Annotated in this window: 17 protein-coding genes; 14 read left to right on the top strand and 3 right to left on the bottom strand. The window is 72.9% G+C overall.

Going from position 1 to position 14,621, the window contains the following annotated elements:
* The first annotated feature begins 64 nt into the window (after positions 1-64).
* The 4 genes from BA062_RS21745 (at position 65) to BA062_RS21730 (ending at position 2,044) form a co-directional block, all read left to right on the top strand.
* Positions 65-415, top strand: a complete 351-nt coding sequence (locus tag BA062_RS21745) for a histone-like nucleoid-structuring protein Lsr2 (protein ID WP_110339561.1) — start codon at positions 65-67, stop codon at positions 413-415.
* Between the two features lie 256 nt (positions 416-671).
* A complete protein-coding gene (locus tag BA062_RS21740; RefSeq protein ID WP_110339559.1) occupies positions 672-1,019 on the top strand; it encodes a histidine triad nucleotide-binding protein in 348 nt (115 codons plus the stop codon).
* A 48-nt stretch (positions 1,020-1,067) separates the two neighbouring features.
* Positions 1,068-1,415, top strand: coding sequence for an ArsR/SmtB family transcription factor (locus BA062_RS21735; RefSeq protein WP_210406949.1), 348 nt, complete (start codon positions 1,068-1,070; stop codon positions 1,413-1,415).
* Positions 1,412-2,044: an SRPBCC family protein gene (locus BA062_RS21730; RefSeq protein WP_110339555.1), complete on the top strand. Its 633-nt coding sequence runs from the start codon at positions 1,412-1,414 to the stop codon at positions 2,042-2,044. The genes BA062_RS21735 and BA062_RS21730 overlap by 4 nt, the downstream gene beginning before the upstream one ends.
* Positions 2,045-2,048: 4 nt before the next feature.
* Here the strand turns inward: BA062_RS21730 and BA062_RS21725 are convergent, their stop codons facing one another.
* Positions 2,049-3,656: an amidohydrolase gene (locus BA062_RS21725; protein ID WP_110339553.1), complete on the bottom strand. Its 1,608-nt coding sequence runs from the start codon at positions 3,654-3,656 to the stop codon at positions 2,049-2,051.
* A gap of 136 nt (positions 3,657-3,792) precedes the next feature.
* Positions 3,793-4,995, bottom strand: coding sequence for an ROK family transcriptional regulator (locus BA062_RS21720; RefSeq protein ID WP_110339551.1), 1,203 nt, complete (start codon positions 4,993-4,995; stop codon positions 3,793-3,795).
* An 81-nt stretch (positions 4,996-5,076) separates the two neighbouring features.
* Here BA062_RS21720 and BA062_RS21715 point away from each other — a divergent pair, with 81 nt between their 5' ends.
* From BA062_RS21715 to BA062_RS21670, 10 genes are all read left to right on the top strand, one after another.
* The gene (locus BA062_RS21715; protein WP_110339549.1) at positions 5,077-6,177 is read left to right on the top strand and encodes an ABC transporter ATP-binding protein; all 1,101 of its coding nucleotides are present in this window, start codon (positions 5,077-5,079) and stop codon (positions 6,175-6,177) included.
* Between the two features lie 74 nt (positions 6,178-6,251).
* The gene (locus BA062_RS21710) at positions 6,252-6,932 is read left to right on the top strand and encodes a hypothetical protein (protein ID WP_110339547.1); all 681 of its coding nucleotides are present in this window, start codon (positions 6,252-6,254) and stop codon (positions 6,930-6,932) included.
* Between the two features lie 90 nt (positions 6,933-7,022).
* The gene (locus BA062_RS21705) at positions 7,023-7,988 is read left to right on the top strand and encodes an aldo/keto reductase (RefSeq protein ID WP_110339545.1); all 966 of its coding nucleotides are present in this window, start codon (positions 7,023-7,025) and stop codon (positions 7,986-7,988) included.
* 97 nt (positions 7,989-8,085) lie between these two features.
* Positions 8,086-8,280, top strand: a complete 195-nt coding sequence (locus BA062_RS21700; RefSeq protein WP_110339543.1) for a hypothetical protein — start codon at positions 8,086-8,088, stop codon at positions 8,278-8,280.
* On the top strand, positions 8,277-9,251 hold the full coding sequence (locus tag BA062_RS21695) for an AAA family ATPase (RefSeq protein ID WP_210406948.1): 975 nt from the start codon (positions 8,277-8,279) through the stop codon (positions 9,249-9,251). The genes BA062_RS21700 and BA062_RS21695 overlap by 4 nt, the downstream gene beginning before the upstream one ends.
* On the top strand, positions 9,248-10,174 hold the full coding sequence (locus BA062_RS21690) for a DUF58 domain-containing protein (RefSeq protein ID WP_110339539.1): 927 nt from the start codon (positions 9,248-9,250) through the stop codon (positions 10,172-10,174). Before BA062_RS21695 ends, BA062_RS21690 begins: the two co-directional genes overlap by 4 nt.
* Entirely contained in the window at positions 10,171-11,130 is a 960-nt protein-coding gene (locus BA062_RS21685) for a VWA domain-containing protein (RefSeq protein ID WP_110339537.1), read from the top strand. The genes BA062_RS21690 and BA062_RS21685 overlap by 4 nt, the downstream gene beginning before the upstream one ends.
* A 10-nt stretch (positions 11,131-11,140) precedes the next feature.
* The gene (locus tag BA062_RS21680) at positions 11,141-12,010 is read left to right on the top strand and encodes a S1C family serine protease (protein ID WP_110339535.1); all 870 of its coding nucleotides are present in this window, start codon (positions 11,141-11,143) and stop codon (positions 12,008-12,010) included.
* Positions 12,011-12,016: 6 nt separating this feature from the next.
* The gene (locus BA062_RS21675; protein WP_110339533.1) at positions 12,017-12,706 is read left to right on the top strand and encodes a response regulator transcription factor; all 690 of its coding nucleotides are present in this window, start codon (positions 12,017-12,019) and stop codon (positions 12,704-12,706) included.
* Complete coding sequence (locus tag BA062_RS21670; RefSeq protein ID WP_110339531.1) at positions 12,706-13,923, top strand: sensor histidine kinase; 1,218 nt, start codon at positions 12,706-12,708, stop codon at positions 13,921-13,923. Before BA062_RS21675 ends, BA062_RS21670 begins: the two co-directional genes overlap by 1 nt.
* Positions 13,924-13,998: 75 nt before the next feature.
* On the opposite strand, the gene BA062_RS21665 is transcribed toward BA062_RS21670, so the two are convergent.
* Positions 13,999-14,589 carry a TetR/AcrR family transcriptional regulator gene (locus BA062_RS21665; protein WP_110339529.1) on the bottom strand — a complete coding sequence of 197 codons (591 nt, stop codon included), beginning with the start codon at positions 14,587-14,589 and terminating at the stop codon, positions 13,999-14,001.
* Between the last annotated feature and the right edge of the window lie 32 nt (positions 14,590-14,621).

Raw genomic sequence — 14,621 nt, 5'->3', positions numbered from 1 at the left:
CCGGTACACTTCCGGCTGGTAAGGCAATTCACATTTGCATTGTCCGGGCAAAGCAGGAGGAACAGTGGCTCAGCAGGTTCTTGTCTCCCTCGTGGACGATCTCGACGGTTCCGAGGCCGACGAGACCATCGAGTTCGGTCTGGACGGCGTCAACTACGAGATCGACCTCTCCTCGGAGAATGCCGAGGAGCTTCGCGACACGCTGGCGCAGTACATCGAGCACGCGCGCCGCGCGGGGGGCCGCAAGCGTACGCAGGGCAGGCGGGCGAACGGACAGGCGCCGGGCCGCTCGTCGTCGGCCGACCGTGAGCAGAATCAGGCGATTCGAGCCTGGGCCCGCAAGAACGGTTTCGACATTTCCGAGCGTGGGCGCATTCCGTCCGAGGTCACCGAGGCCTATCACCGGCGCAACTGAAACCGTCGTTTCAGGTAATGGCAGGACGTCGCGGGCAACCGGCGTCCTGTCGCATATCCGGGGCATTACCGCGACGAATGACGTCCGGCCGGCGAAACGGCGGCGGCACCGGTGAAAACCGGCCGGGACGAAAATCAACGTCGCCGTTGCGGTGAGCGCCGGTCACGGTCCGTGATGGCGAAACACGACAACCGCAAGTTGCGATCTGCCGCCGATTTCCCCGCGCCACCCGGACGATTGGCATACAGTGAGCACAATGAGCACCGAGTGCCTGTTCTGCCGCATCGTGGAGGGGACGCTGCCCGCGACCGTGGTGCACGAGACCGAGACCGTTCTCGCCTTCCGGGACATCGACCCCAAAGCCCCCACCCACGTGCTGGTGATCCCCAAGGAGCACCACGCCGACGCCGCCGCGCTGGCGAGCGCGGACCCGGCACTGGCGGGCGAGGTACTGGCCGTCGCGGGCGAGGTCGCCAAACTCGACGCGGTGGACGCGTCCGGCTACCGGCTCGTCTTCAACACCGGTGCGGACGGCCAGCAGACCGTCTTCCACGCGCACTGCCACGTCCTCGGAGGGCGGGGCATGACCTGGCCACCGGGCTGAATATTTCAGTCTTGACTTATATAAGCGGCCGTTGCAAGGATTTGTCCCGTGCACGCGTTCGACGTACTGGGCGATCCGGTCCGCCGCCGGATCCTGGAGCTGCTCGCCGACGGTGAGCAGACGTCGGGCGCCGTCACGGCCATCATCCAGGACGAGTTCGGGATCTCCCAGCCCGCGGTCTCCCAGCACCTGCGGGTACTGCGCGACAACGGGTTCGCCACCGTCCGGGCTCAGGGCGCCCGCCGGCTCTACGCCGTCGACGCCGCCGGGCTGAAAGAGGTCGACGCGTGGCTGGAGCGTTTCCGCGGCTTCTGGAACCAGCATCTCGACGCGCTGGCCACCGAACTCGCACGAGGCAAACGGGACCGCCGGAAGAAGGGCACGGAACAGCCATGATCGACATAGCCACTCAGCTCAAGACCGTCTACCGCGAGGTCAGGAAGAGACAGGGAGCGGGCGGTGAATCGGGCGAGACGGTGAGCATCCTGCTGCGCCGCCGCTACACCGCCACGATCGACGACGTCTGGGACGCGGTGACCGAACCGGAGCGCCTCGCGCGGTGGTTCTCCCCCGTCAGCGGCGACCTGCACTCCGGGGGCAAGTTCCAGGTCGAGGGCAACGCCGACGGTGAGATCCTGCGCTGCGAGCCCCCTCAGCTGCTGCAGGTGACCTGGGGCGCCGAGAACAGCACCGTCGAGCTGCGGCTCGCCTCCGACGAGAACGACGACACGGTGATCGAGCTGGAGCACACGGTGCCCATCGAGATCGCCGGCAGCGGCGCCGGCGCCCTCTACGTCGGCCCCGGCTGGGACGTCAGCCTGCTCGGCCTGGACCGCTACGTGCGCGGCGAGGCCGAGGGCGACCCGGCGGAGTGGGAGAACTCCGCGGACGTGCAACGGTTCTCGCAGCACTCGGTGAGTGCGTGGGCGAGCGCGGCCGAGGCCTCCGGCACCGCGACCACGGACGAGGTCGACCAGGCCAGGAAGGTCGCGCTCGCACAGTTCGCGCCCGACCTGACCACTTAGGACGTTACTCGGCGCGGGTCCACACGCGACGTCCGCCGACGTAGGTGTGCTGCACGCCGATCTCCGCGATCGTGTCCGGTTCGGCCGTGAGCGGATCGCGGTCCAGCACTACGAAGTCGGCGAGGAAACCCGGCGCCAGCCGTCCCTTCCGCCCCTCGTCGCCGCACGCCGCGGCCGAGCCGACGGTGTAGACCGCGAGCGCCTCGGCGGCGCTGACGCACTGCCCGCCGCCGACGAGCGCACCGTCGTCGACGCCGCGGCGGGTCACCATGCTCTGCAGACCGAGCAACGGCTGGTACGGCCCGCACGGGTAGTCCGACGACCCGGCCACGGTGATCCCCGCGTCCAGAAAGGACCGGTGTGCGAACATCCGGTCCGTTCTTTCCGCTCCGTACCACGATTCCAGCGCACCGCCGTGGTAGGCGGCGTAGCCCGCGAACGGCACGGCGATCGCGCCGAGCGCGCTCATCCGGCGCAGGATGTCGTCGTCGACGAGCGAGCAGTGCTCGATCCGGTGCCGCAGCCCGGGCCTCGGCAGCGTCGCCGCGAGCTCCTCGTAGACGTCGAGCAGCAGGCGGATCGCCGCGTCGCCGTTGGCGTGCACACCCATCCGGTTGCCGTCGGCGTGCACCCGCGCGATCTGCTCGCGCAGCTCGGCGGTGCCGGTGATCTGCAGGCCGTGGTCGGCGGTGCCGGAGAACGGCTCGGAAAGGAGGCACGTACGGCCGCCGATCGCGCCGTCGACGAACCCCTTGACGCCCACCATGCGCAGGTGGTCGTCGCCGAAACCGCTGCCGACACCCAGCTCGGCGGCCTTCGCGTAGTGGTCGACCGCGAGGAGGAACCCCGTGCGCAGCGTCAGCTCCCCCTCGTCGCGGGCGCGGCGCAGGAGCGCGATGTCGGCGGGCGAGGCGAGCGCGTCGCAGATGGACGTGAGCCCGGCGGCGTGCCAGCGCTCGACAGCCCTGCGCACACCGACGAGGCGCTCGTCCTGCGTGCTCGGCCGGATCGGCGACTCGCCCTTGCCCGTGGCCGGGTACAGCACGTCGAGCAGCGCGCGCTCGACGAGCCTGCCGTCGAGCCGCCCGTCGGCGTAGCGGCCGAGGTCGCCGCCCGGCGGAGGTGTGCTGTCGTCATGGTAGCCGAGCGCCGCGAGCGCGGCGCTGTTGGCGACGCCCCAGTGCGCGGCGATGTGCGTGATGATCACGGGCACGTCGCCGGCGGCGGCGTCCAGCTCCCACCTGCCGACGACGCCGGTCTTCACGTCGTCGTACCGCGCGCCGCGGACCCACTCACCCGGCCCGGCCGAGCCCGCCGCGTCCCGGACCGTCCTCAGCAGACCGTCCACACTGGACACAGCGGCGTGCGAGAGGTCGAGGTGCAGCAGGTCCTCGGCGGTGAGTCCGAGGTGGATGTGGGCGTCGTTGAACCCCGGGACGATCGTGCCGTCACCGAAGTCCCGCACCCGCGCGAAGGGGAACGCCTCGCGCAGCTCCGAGGGGGAGCCCACGGCCGTGACGCGCTCGCCGGTCACCAGGAAGGCCCCGACCGGGACGGCGGCCTGCGCGTGCACGGTCCGTGCGGTGTAGATGGTCGCGGGCGCGGTGTCCATGCCGCTCCTTTCAGCCGAGTCCAGCGAGGAAAGCCGACGTCACTCCCCCCCATCCTGGCAGCCCGCCCGCCGCAGTGAAGGCCACCTTGCCTGCGTTGAACGCAGTGAAGGTGGCCTTCACTGCAGTTGGGGTGGGCTACTCGGCGAACCAGGCGGCGGGGTTCTCGATCAGGGCATCGGTGACCGTGGTGGCGGCGGCCCTGGCCACCACGTCCGGGGGCAGGCGGGAGGCACGCACGCGGGTCTCGCTGCCGGGGCAGCGGGCCCGCAGCGCCGCCTCCACCGCGCCCACGAAGTCCTCACCCAGCGCGGGGAAGTGCCCGCCCAGCACCACGACCTCCGGGTCGAGCGCCGGCACCAGCCCGCCGAGGACCTCGCCGAGCGCGGCCGCCGCTCTGCGGGCGGCCGACAGTGCCCCCGGCTCGCCGGAACGGACGAGGCCCGCGAGCCCGCTCTCCCCGCCAGCGAGCCGCGATCTCGCCGGGCCGTCCAGCCCGGCGGCCCGCAGCAGCGCGCTCTGCCCCGCCACCGCGTCGAGACAGCCGCGCCCACCGCACACGCACGGCTCCTCCGCCCCGGCGACACGCACGTGGCCCAGTTCCCCCGCCGCGCCGCGGGCCCCCGCGTGCACCTCGCCGCCGACGAGGACGCCCGCGCCGAGTCCGTCCTCCCCGCCCACGTAGACGAGCACGTCGGCGTCCTCGCCGTCGAACCAGCGCTCGGCACGGGCCGCGAGCGGATGGCTGCCCGCGACCGTCACCGGGATACCGCCCGCGCCCAGGGCCGTGAGCCGGTCGCCGAGGAGCCACGGCAGGTTCGTCTCCGTCCAGCCGAGGCCGTCGGCGCGGACCACCGTCGCGTCCCGGATCCGCCCCGGAAGGCCCACCGCGACCCCGGCGACGACGTTGTCGGTGCTGTTGGCGGTGTTCAGCAGCCGGCGCAGCACGGGCTCGGCCGCCTTGACCGCGCGCAGCGGGTCGCCGCGCAGGTCGTCGGCGCGGCGCAGCGCGCGGTCGCGGACGCGGCCGGTGAGGTCGAGCAGGCAGCCCGCGACGTGGTCGGCCTCGATCTGCAGGCCGATCCCGGCAGGCCCCAGTGAGTTCAGCACGAGCAGGTTGGCGGGGCGGCCGGGGCCGCCGGAGCGGCCCGTGCCGATCTCGCGCAGCAGCCCGCCGTCGAGCAGCTCGCCGGTCAGCTGCGTGACCGTGGACTTGGTCAGCCCGCTCTCCTGCGCCAGCCGCGCCCTCGACACTGGGCCGAGGCGGGCCGCGAGCCGCGTGACCAGCGCGAGGTTGTGCCGGTGCTGCTGGACTGGGCGTACCGGCGCGTCGCGCTCCACCACGGCTCCTCGATAATTAGTTCGTCTACTGGACTATCGAACTCTAGCGGTCGCGAACCGTGATCGGCTAGACAGTTGCGCATGGCTGATGTGTCCTTCCGCGAAGCGTCCCGCATCTTCTCCGGCAACCCCCCGGTCCGGGCGGTCGACAGGCTGTCACTCGACATCGCCGACGGCGAGTTCCTCGTGCTCGTCGGCCCGTCGGGCTCGGGCAAGTCCACCGCGCTGCGCATGCTCGCCGGACTGGAGGACGTCGACGAGGGCGCCATCACCATCGGCGGCCGCGACGTCACCGAGGTGTCGCCGAAGAACCGCGACATCGCGATGGTGTTCCAGTCCTACGCGCTGTACCCGCACATGACGGTCGCCGAGAACATGGGCTTCGCGCTGAAGATCAAGCGCATCAGCAAGGCCGAGATCGCCGAGCGCGTCAAGGAGGCGGCGCGCCTGCTCGACCTCACCGACTACCTCGACCGCAAGCCGAAGGCCCTCTCCGGCGGCCAGCGCCAGCGTGTGGCGATGGGCCGCGCGATCGTGCGCGAGCCCGCGGTGTTCCTGATGGACGAGCCACTGTCCAACCTGGACGCGAAACTGCGCGTGGAGACGCGTGCCAACATCACCGCGCTGCAGAGCAGGCTGGGCACCACCACGGTGTACGTGACCCACGACCAGATCGAGGCCATGACGATGGGCCACCGGGTCGCGGTGCTGAAGAACGGTGTGCTGCAGCAGTGCGACACGCCGCGCGCGCTGTACGACCGGCCCGGCAACGTGTTCGTCGCCGGGTTCATCGGCTCTCCCGCGATGAACCTGACCACCGTGCCGCTCACCGCGGAGGGCGCGAAGCTCGACGGCCTGACCGTGCCGATCGCGCGCGAGCTGCTGAGCGGCCGGGAGGCGAGCGAGCTGAGCGAGGTGACCGTCGGCATCCGGCCGGAGGGCCTGCGCCCCGCCGACGCGGGCGAGCCCGCGCTGGAGCTCAAGGTGGAGCTGGTGGAGGTGCTCGGCTCCGACGCCTACGTCTACGGCCAGGTCGCCATCGGCGGCGGGCACGAGCGCTTCATCGTCCGCACCGAGACCCAGAACACGCCGTCGTTCGGCGACACCATCCGGGTCACCCTGCGCGACCCGGACGCCGCGCACACGTTCAACCCGGAGACGGGTCAGCGTCTGACCGCCTGAGCCGGGGGTTCGGCAGCCGTTGTCCTGGCCGTTCGGGGGTATTGCCGGGGCGCTCGCGGTGGGAGCATGGACCGATGGCCAGCCCGCGACCGCCCGCACCCGACCCGACGGGAGCCAGGCCGGACACGGGCGGGCGGCGGCGTGGTTCACTCGGTCTCGTCGCCGCGCTGCTGCTCCTGCTCGCCGCGGGGCTCACGGCGTTCGCCTCCTTCCAGCCGTTGTTCACCGGCCGGATCTCGACGCCGGGCCAGCCCGGTTTCGAGCTGTCCATCACGGCGTGGGGCGTGAACACCGACGCCCCACAGCAGGAGGGCGGGGTGCCGACCAACGGCCTGCCGCTCTCCGTGGCGGCCGGGCTGCTCGCCGGGGCCGCCGTCCTCACTCTGCTGGCGGTGTCGCGGCGGGCGGCCGGGCTGTTCGCGGCCATCGGCACCGCGTTCCTCGCCGGAGCGGGCTGGGTCGTGTTCATGCAGGTGCTCAGCTGGATCGACACGTTCCGCTCCAGCGAGAACGGCGGAGGCGCCTTCCGGATCGACACCAGCACGAGCATCGGACTCGGTACCTGGCTGCTGGGCGGCGCCCTCGTGCTCGCCCTCGCGGGAACCGTCGTCGCCCTGCGCACACCGAAGGCTCGCAGCGAGGCGGTGACCCCGCGCTACGGCTTCCCCGCACCGGTGGGGCCACCCCCGCCGTCCCAGCCTCCTCCCGGTGCGTGGAGCCCCGCGGAACGGCACGGACCACCGCCGGCGCACTAGAGCCGAGCCGTATAGGTCGTTATACGCAAATGTCCACTGTGGCTGACGGAGCTTGCGCTGGAGCGCGCTCCAGGTCGTAGCGTCGCCGGCATGGTCGAACAGACGCGACGGTTGTGGCAGGACGGACCCGAGGTCGGGGCGATCGGCCTCGGCTGCATGGGCATGACGTGGGCGTACGGGAGCACGGCCGACGCCGACGGCCCGGACGAGGTGATCGGCAGGGCGTTGGAGCTGGGCGTGAACTTCGTCGACACGGCCGACATGTACGGGCCGTTCACCAACGAGGAGGTGGTCGGCGCCGCGCTCAAGGGCAGGCGTGAGGAGGTCGTCCTCGCCACCAAGGGCGGCAACGTCGTCCGGCTCACCGACGACGGGGCGCCCGCGATGCCGGCGCAGGACGGGCGGCCCGAGCACCTGCGCGAGGCCATCGACGGCTCGCTGCGACGGCTCGGGGTCGACCACGTCGACCTGTACTACCTGCACCGCCCCGACCCGAAGGTGCCGGTGGAGGACAGCATCGGCGCCATGTCGGAGATGGTCGCCCAGGGCAAGGTCCTCGCGCTCGGCGTCTCGGAGTTCACCGTCGAGCAGCTCGACCGGGCGCAGGCCGTGCACCCGATCAAGGCCGTGCAGTCGGAACTGTCGCTGTGGACCCGCGAGCACCTCGCCACCACGCTGCCGTGGTGCGTGCGCAACGACGCCGCGTTCGTGCCGTTCTCCCCGCTGGGCCGCGGATTCCTGACGGGGCGGTTCCGCGAGGCCGCGTTCGCACGCGACGATTTCCGCGCGCGGATGCCGCGGTTCCAGGAGGAGAACCTGCGCGCCAACCTCGCCATCGTGGACCGGGTCGAGGCCGTGGCCGCCCGGCACGACGCCACGGCGGCCCAGGTGGCACTGGCCTGGACGCTCGCGCAGGGCGAGCACGTGGTGCCGATTCCGGGCACCCGCAGGCGTTCCCGGCTCGAGGAGAACGCCGCCGCGGCGGCACTGACGCTGACGGACACCGACCTCGCGGAACTGGACGCGCTTCCGGCCCCGGAGGGCACGCGCTACTGATTCCCGGGCGATTTCACACTTTCTTTGCTTACCGTGCCTTTCGCCCCGTTCTGTTCGGATGGACTCCTCGCGCAGGAAACGCGAAAGGGGAATCACCATGCGAATCAGGACACTCGCAGGCCTTGCGGTCGCGGGCGCCTCGGCCGCGGCGATCGCGGGCGGGGTCGCGCTGGCCGCCCCACCCGGCTCCGAGGAGGAGCCGACCGTGCGGATCGTGCAGGAGTCGCAGCCGGGTGAGGGGAAGGCCTGCCCGTCCGGCAGCGGGCAGCCCTCGCCGGAGCAGGGACTGTGACCGACCGGCTCGAACAGACGCTGTTCGAGGTCAAAAGGGTGATCGTCGGGCAGGACCGCCTGGTCGAGCGGCTCGTGATCGCGCTGCTCGCCGACGGTCACTGCCTGCTGGAGGGCATGCCCGGCGTGGCGAAGACCCTCGCCGCGCAAACGCTCGCGAAGGCCGCGGGCGGCACGTTCTCCCGCATCCAGTTCACGCCCGACCTGGTGCCCTCGGACATCGTGGGCACGCGGATCTACCGCTCCTCGCGGGAGAGTTTCGACGTCGAGCTGGGGCCGGTCATGGCCAACATCGTGGTGGCCGACGAGATCAACCGGGCACCGGCGCGGGTGCAGTCGGCGCTGCTGGAGTCGATGGCCGACCGGCAGGTGTCCATCGGCGACGCCAGCTATCCCGTTCCCGAGCCGTTCCTCGTGCTCGCCACGCAGAACCCGGTGGAGTCCGAGGGCGTCTACGCGCTGCCGGAGGCGCAGCGCGACCGGTTCCTGATGAAGGTGTTCGTCGACTACCCGAATGAGCTCGACGAGCTCGGGATCCTCTACCGGATGGGCACCCGCAGGCCGGTGGCGAGGCGCGTGCTCGACCCGGAGACCGTGCTGCGGCTGCAGGAACAGGCACGGGAGGTCTACGTGCACCACGCGCTCGCCGAGTACGTGGTGCGGCTGGTGCTGGCCACCCGCAAGCCCGAGCGGGCCGGGCTGCCGGAGCTGGCCCCCGTGCTGGCCTTCGGGGCCAGCCCGCGCGCCACGCTCGGGCTGGTCGCCGCGGCGAGGGCCCTCGCCCTGCTGCGCGGCCGTGACTACGTGCTGCCCGGCGACATCCAGGAGCTCGCCGTGGACGTGCTCGCCCACCGGCTGGTGCTGTCGTTCGACGCGCTCGCCGACGGCGTCGCCGCCGAGGACGTGGTGCGGCGCATCGTCACCACCCTTCCCGTGCCGCAGGTGGCACCGGCGCAGGCGGAGGTCGCATGAACGGCACACTCGGCGGACTCGTCCCGCACCACCGCCTGCGGCGGCTGGAGCTCACCGTCACGCGGCGCCTCGACGGGCTGCTGCGCGGGCAGCACGCCGGACTCCTGCCCGGCGCGGGCACCGAGCCCGCGGGCAGCAGGGAGTACCGGCCCGGTGAGGACGAGGTGCGCCGCATCGACTGGGCGGTGACGGCGCGCACGGGCACCCCGCACGTGCGCGACACCGTCGCCGAGCGCGAGCTGTCGGTGCACGTACTCGCCGACGCCACCGCGAGCATGGACTTCGGCACCGTCGAACTGGAGAAACGCGAGCTGGCCGTCGCCGCCGTCGGCGCGGTCGGCTTCCTCACCGCCGGTGCGGGCAACCGGCTCGGTGCCGACCTGCTCGGCCCGCACGGGGTGCGGCGGTTCCCGCCCCGTGCGGGCCGGTCCCACCTGCTCGGCGTGCTGACCGCGATGCTCACCGCGCCACGGGCCACCGAGGGCACGGTCGCGCTGGCGGGCGCGTTGCAGGGGCTCGGCCGGTCCCTGCGCAGGCGCGGGCTCGTCGTGGTGGTGTCGGACTTCCTGGACGACGGCGACTGGGGCACCCCGCTGCGCAGGCTCGGGCAGCGGCACCAGGTGCTCGCCGTCGAGGTCACCGATCCGCGCGAGCTGGAGCTGCCCGACGTCGGCCTGCTCACGGTGGTCAACCCGGAGACGGGCCGCCGCGCGGAGATCCCCACCGGCAGCAGGCGGCTGCGGGAGCGCTTCGCCGAGGCCGCGGCCGCGCAACGCCACCGGGTGCGGGACACGCTGCGCCGCGCGGGGGTGGCACACGTGGCGCTGCGCACCGACCGCGACTGGGTGGCCGACCTGGGCAGGCACGTGCTCGCGCAGCGGCGGCTCGCGCTCGCCGCCAGGGGCAGGGTGGGGACGCCATGAGCTTCCTGTCCCCGGAACGGCTCTGGCTGCTGCTCGGCGTGGCGGCCCTGCTCGTGGCCTACGTGCTGCTGCAACGCCGCCGCAGCCGCTACGCGCTGCGGTTCACGAACCTGCCGCTGCTCGAGAAGGTCGCGCCCGCGCGCCCCGGCTGGCGCCGCCACGTCCCCGCCGGGTTGTTCCTGGCGATGCTGGGGCTGCTCGTGGTCGGTTTCGCCCAGCCCGTGGAGGAGGTGCGCGTGCCGAGGGAGCGGGCGACGGTGCTCGTGGCGGTGGACGTGTCGCTGTCCATGCGGGCCGCCGACGTCCCGCCCGATCGGCTCGCCGCGGCCCGCGACGCGGCGGCGGAGTTCGTGAACGGGCTGCCCGAGGAGTTCAACGTCGGGCTCGTCGCCTTCGCGGGCAACGCCACGGTCGTGGTGCCACCCGTCACCGACCGCGCCGCGCTCCACGCCGGGCTCGACCGGCTCGACGTCGGCGCCACCGGCACGGCGGGCACGGCCATCGGCGAGGCCATCGCGGCGTCACTCGACGCCGTGCGCGGCCTCGACGCGCAGGCCGTGACGGAACCACCGCCCGCCAGGATCGTGCTGCTCTCCGACGGCGCCAACACGGCGGGCCGCTCGCCCGGGGACATGGCCGCCGAGGCGGGCGCCGCCGAGATCCCCGTCGACACGATCTCGGTGGGCACCGAGGACGGCGAGGTGGAGATCGGCGGGCAGTGGCAAGGCGTCCCGGTGGACGGCGAGACGCTGCGCATGGTCGCCGAGCAGACCGGCGGCACCTACCACGAGGCCGCCACGTCCACCGAGCTGCGCGACGTCTACGGCGACATCGGCTCGTCGGTGGGCTACCGCACCGAGGAACGCGACGCCTCCAGCCGGTTCATCGGCTTCGGCCTGCTCGCCGCTCTCGCCACGGCGGGCACGTCGATGCTCTGGTTCTCCCGGATCCCGTGAGGAGCACACAGTGACCCTGCGACCGATCGGACTCGGCGAACCGCGCGGCCCGCGGTTTCTGCCCCCACCGGAACAACCACCGCCGCCGGCCGAGCCGTGGCAGCCGTTCGCCCCGCCACCCGCTCCACCCGGGGGAACGCACCGCCGGTGGCCGCGGCTGCTCGGCGCGGGGCTGCTCGTGGCCGCGCTGTCGGCGGGCACGGGCGCGCTCGCCGGGCGCGCGGCGGCACCGGACGACGGCGCGGTGACGTTCCCGCGCGCCGAACCGGCCCCCGACTCCACCGCCGGGCTCGTCGGCGTCGCCGAGCGCGTGCGCGCCGGGGTCGTCTCGATCTCGGCGCCCACCGGGGGCGGGGTTGCGGGCGGCTCGGGGTTCGTGCTCGACGACCGCGCCCACGTGCTCACCAACGACCACATCGTGTCGGGTGCGAGCTCGGTGAGCGTCACCGGCTCCGACGGCAGGCGGGTGCGCGCCGACGTGGTGGGCCGCGACCCGCGCAACGACATCGCCGTGCTGCGCATCGAGCCCAGCGCGGCGCTGCGGGCGCTGCCGCTCGGCCGCTCCGCCGACGTCCAGGTGGGCGAGCGGGTGCTCGCCGTCGGCTCCCCGCTCGGCCTGTCCGGCACGGTCACCTCCGGCATCGTCAGCGCCGTCGAGCGGGAGGTCCGCCTCGGTGGCACGTCGCAGACCGCCGTGCAGACCGACGCCTCGATCAACCCCGGTAACTCCGGCGGCCCGCTCGTCAACGCGCGCGGCGAGGTGATCGGCGTGAACACGGCGATCGCGACCGACGACGGCGGCGGCAGCATCGGCATCGGCTTCGCCATCCCCGTCGACCGGGCCGCCGACGTCGCCGAGCGCCTGATCGCGGGCGGGTGAGCGGCGATGCGGCTCCTGCTCGTGGAGGACGAGGAGGACCTGGCCGAGGCCGTGGTGCTGGGGCTGCAGCGCGCCGGGTACGCGGTGGACCACGCGGCGACCGTCGCGCAGGCCACCGAACGGCTCACGGTCAACGCCTACGACCTGCTGCTGCTCGACCTGGCGCTGCCCGACGGCGACGGCTTCTCGCTGTGCCGGGCGATCCGGGACGGCGCACTGCCCGTGGTCGGCGGCAGCGACCTGCGCGTGCTGATGCTCACCGCGCGCGGTGCGCTCCCCGACCGCGTGCGCGGCCTCGACGACGGCGCCGACGACTACGTGGTGAAACCGTTCGCGCTCGACGAGCTGCTCGCCAGGGTGCGGGCGCTGCTGCGCAGGGAGACGCGCGGGGTCACCGCCGTGCTCAGCGTCGGCGAGCTGCGCATCGACACGGCGCGGCACCGGGCGTGGCGCGGCGAGCGCACCCTGTCCCTGTCCCCCAAGGAGTTCGCGGTGCTCGAGTACCTCATGACCCGGCCGGGCCATGTGGTGTCCACAGAGGAACTGCTCGAACACGTGTGGGACGAGAACATCGACCCCTTCACCCACACCGTGCGCGTCACCGTCGGCACGCTGCGCCGCAAGATCGGCAACGGTGACCAGCACTCGATCATCGAGACGATCGTGGGCCGGGGGTACCGCCTGAGGGAGTCCTGATGCCCGCGTTCCTCCGCTCGATCCGGTTCCGGTTGACGGTGCTGTACTCGACCCTGCTCTTCGTGCTCGCGGGCGCGGGGCTGCTGGCGATCTACGTCGCCGTGGAGCGCAGCACCGACCCCAAGCCGATCACCGAGCGCTACGAGGCCGAGCTGGTCAAGCGTAAGGCCGACGGCAGCGAGGTGCAGGTGGGCACGATGGAGGTCGCCGCCGTCGAGGAGATCGAGTCGGAGGTGAACCTGCGGACGTTGCAGGCGATGCGGAACTACTCGGCGGCCGCGGTCGGCGGGCTGTTCGTGCTGAGCCTCGGCATCGGCTGGGTGCTCTCCGGCCGCGCGCTGCGGCCCGCGCGCTCGATCGCCCACACCGCGCAGGAGATCCAGGCCAGCGACCTGTCGCGGCGGATCCGCCTCGACGGCCCGCGCGACGAGCTGCGGGAGCTGTCCGACACGATCGACTCGATGCTCGACCGGCTCGACGCGGCGTTCTCCGCGCAGCGTCAGCTGATCGACGACGCCTCGCACGAGCTGCGCAGCCCGCTGGCGATCATGCGCGCGCACCTGGACGCGTCGCTGAAGTCGCCGGAGTCGACCGAGGAGGAACGCGCCCGGGCGGTGCAGGCGATCGACCGGGCCGCCGAGCGCATGTCGCGGCTCGTGGAGGACCTGCTCGCGACCGCGCGGCGGGACACCGACACGCTCGCCGACACCGACGTGGACCTGGCGGCCGTCGCCCGCGAGGCGGGTGAGGACTTCGCCGTGCTCGCGAGCGAGCGCGGCCTGCGCCTGTCCTACGTGCTGCGCGACGGACTCACCGTGATCGGCGACCACGACGCGCTGCGCAGGGCGGCGGGCAACCTGCTGTCCAACGCGGTGCGCCTCTCCCCCGCCGACGGCGAGATCACCATCGGCTGCGGCCGGGAGGGCGCGTGGCTGTGGCTCGCGGTCGCCGACCACGGCCCCGGCATCGCGAGCGGTGACCAGGCACGCGTGTTCGACCGGTTCTGGCGCGGTGAGCCGGAGCGGCCCCGTGGGCGTGACCGGCATACCGGGCTGGGGCTGGCGATCGTGCGCCAGATCGTGGAGTCGCAGGGCGGCCGGGTCGCCGTGTTCTCCGGGCTGGGCGCGGGAAGCACGTTCGTGCTGTGGTTCCCCGCCCACGGCGCCGACACCGACACCCACCCGCCGAAGGAAAACCCCCTTTCGCGCCGTGCCTGACGGTCGGCTCAGGGGTGGAGGAGGAGCTTCACGTGGCGTTCGGGGCGCTGGGTCAGCTCGCGACGAGGCCGTGTGTCACCAGCACGCGACGAGCGCACCCACGAGGTCCGCGGCCAGGTCGTGCAGCGTGTCCCCATCCGGCCGGTCCCCGGTGAAGGCGACCAGGAACGCCTGCTGGAAACAGGCGCCGAGCAACAGCGCGGCCGCGGCGCCGGGGTCCACCTCGGCGGGCACGCGGCCACCGTCGCGCTCGGCGCGCAGGTAGGCGGCCAGCGCCGTCAGCGGCCTGTCGGGCCCCGAGCCGGGAGCCAGCTCCCGCAGCCGTTCCCGGTGCGCGGCGAGCAGCTGCCGCGAGGAGAACACCGACGCCGAGAGCGGGAAGCTCTCGGCGTAGAACGCGATGGCGGTGCGCGCGACGTCGACGAGGTTGTCGCGCACGGCACGCTCACCCGCCCTGCCCTGCAGGTCGCCCAGCAGGGGCACCAGCCCGGGCAGCCGCTCGGTGAGCACGCTGACGAAGATCTCGGTCTTGTCGCGGAAATGCTTGTACAGCGCGGCTTCCGAGTAGCCCGCCGCCCGCGCGATCTCCTTGGTGGTCGCGCGGGCGTAGCCCTCGTCGCGCATGATCCGCGCCGCGGCCGCGATGATGTCCTCGCGCGTGCCCATCGCCTGCTCCCGGTGCCGAGGTGAGTGTCTGC

The sequence above is a fragment of the Prauserella flavalba genome (assembly GCF_003202235.1).
GTDB classification, from domain to species: Bacteria; Actinomycetota; Actinomycetes; order Mycobacteriales; family Pseudonocardiaceae; genus Prauserella_A; species Prauserella_A flavalba.
This window is presented reverse-complemented; position numbering and strand designations above follow the sequence as displayed.

Coding starts and splice junctions, on each gene's coding strand:
- BA062_RS21740 (WP_110339559.1), top strand. CDS start 672: ATGAGCACCGAGTGCCTGTTCTGCCGCATCGTGGAGGGGACGCTGCCC.
- BA062_RS21730 (WP_110339555.1), top strand. CDS start 1,412: ATGATCGACATAGCCACTCAGCTCAAGACCGTCTACCGCGAGGTCAGG.
- BA062_RS21725 (WP_110339553.1), bottom strand. CDS start 3,656: ATGGACACCGCGCCCGCGACCATCTACACCGCACGGACCGTGCACGCG.
- BA062_RS21715 (WP_110339549.1), top strand. CDS start 5,077: ATGGCTGATGTGTCCTTCCGCGAAGCGTCCCGCATCTTCTCCGGCAAC.
- BA062_RS21710 (WP_110339547.1), top strand. CDS start 6,252: ATGGCCAGCCCGCGACCGCCCGCACCCGACCCGACGGGAGCCAGGCCG.
- BA062_RS21705 (WP_110339545.1), top strand. CDS start 7,023: ATGGTCGAACAGACGCGACGGTTGTGGCAGGACGGACCCGAGGTCGGG.
- BA062_RS21700 (WP_110339543.1), top strand. CDS start 8,086: ATGCGAATCAGGACACTCGCAGGCCTTGCGGTCGCGGGCGCCTCGGCC.
- BA062_RS21690 (WP_110339539.1), top strand. CDS start 9,248: ATGAACGGCACACTCGGCGGACTCGTCCCGCACCACCGCCTGCGGCGG.
- BA062_RS21685 (WP_110339537.1), top strand. CDS start 10,171: ATGAGCTTCCTGTCCCCGGAACGGCTCTGGCTGCTGCTCGGCGTGGCG.
- BA062_RS21675 (WP_110339533.1), top strand. CDS start 12,017: ATGCGGCTCCTGCTCGTGGAGGACGAGGAGGACCTGGCCGAGGCCGTG.
- BA062_RS21670 (WP_110339531.1), top strand. CDS start 12,706: ATGCCCGCGTTCCTCCGCTCGATCCGGTTCCGGTTGACGGTGCTGTAC.
- BA062_RS21665 (WP_110339529.1), bottom strand. CDS start 14,589: ATGGGCACGCGCGAGGACATCATCGCGGCCGCGGCGCGGATCATGCGC.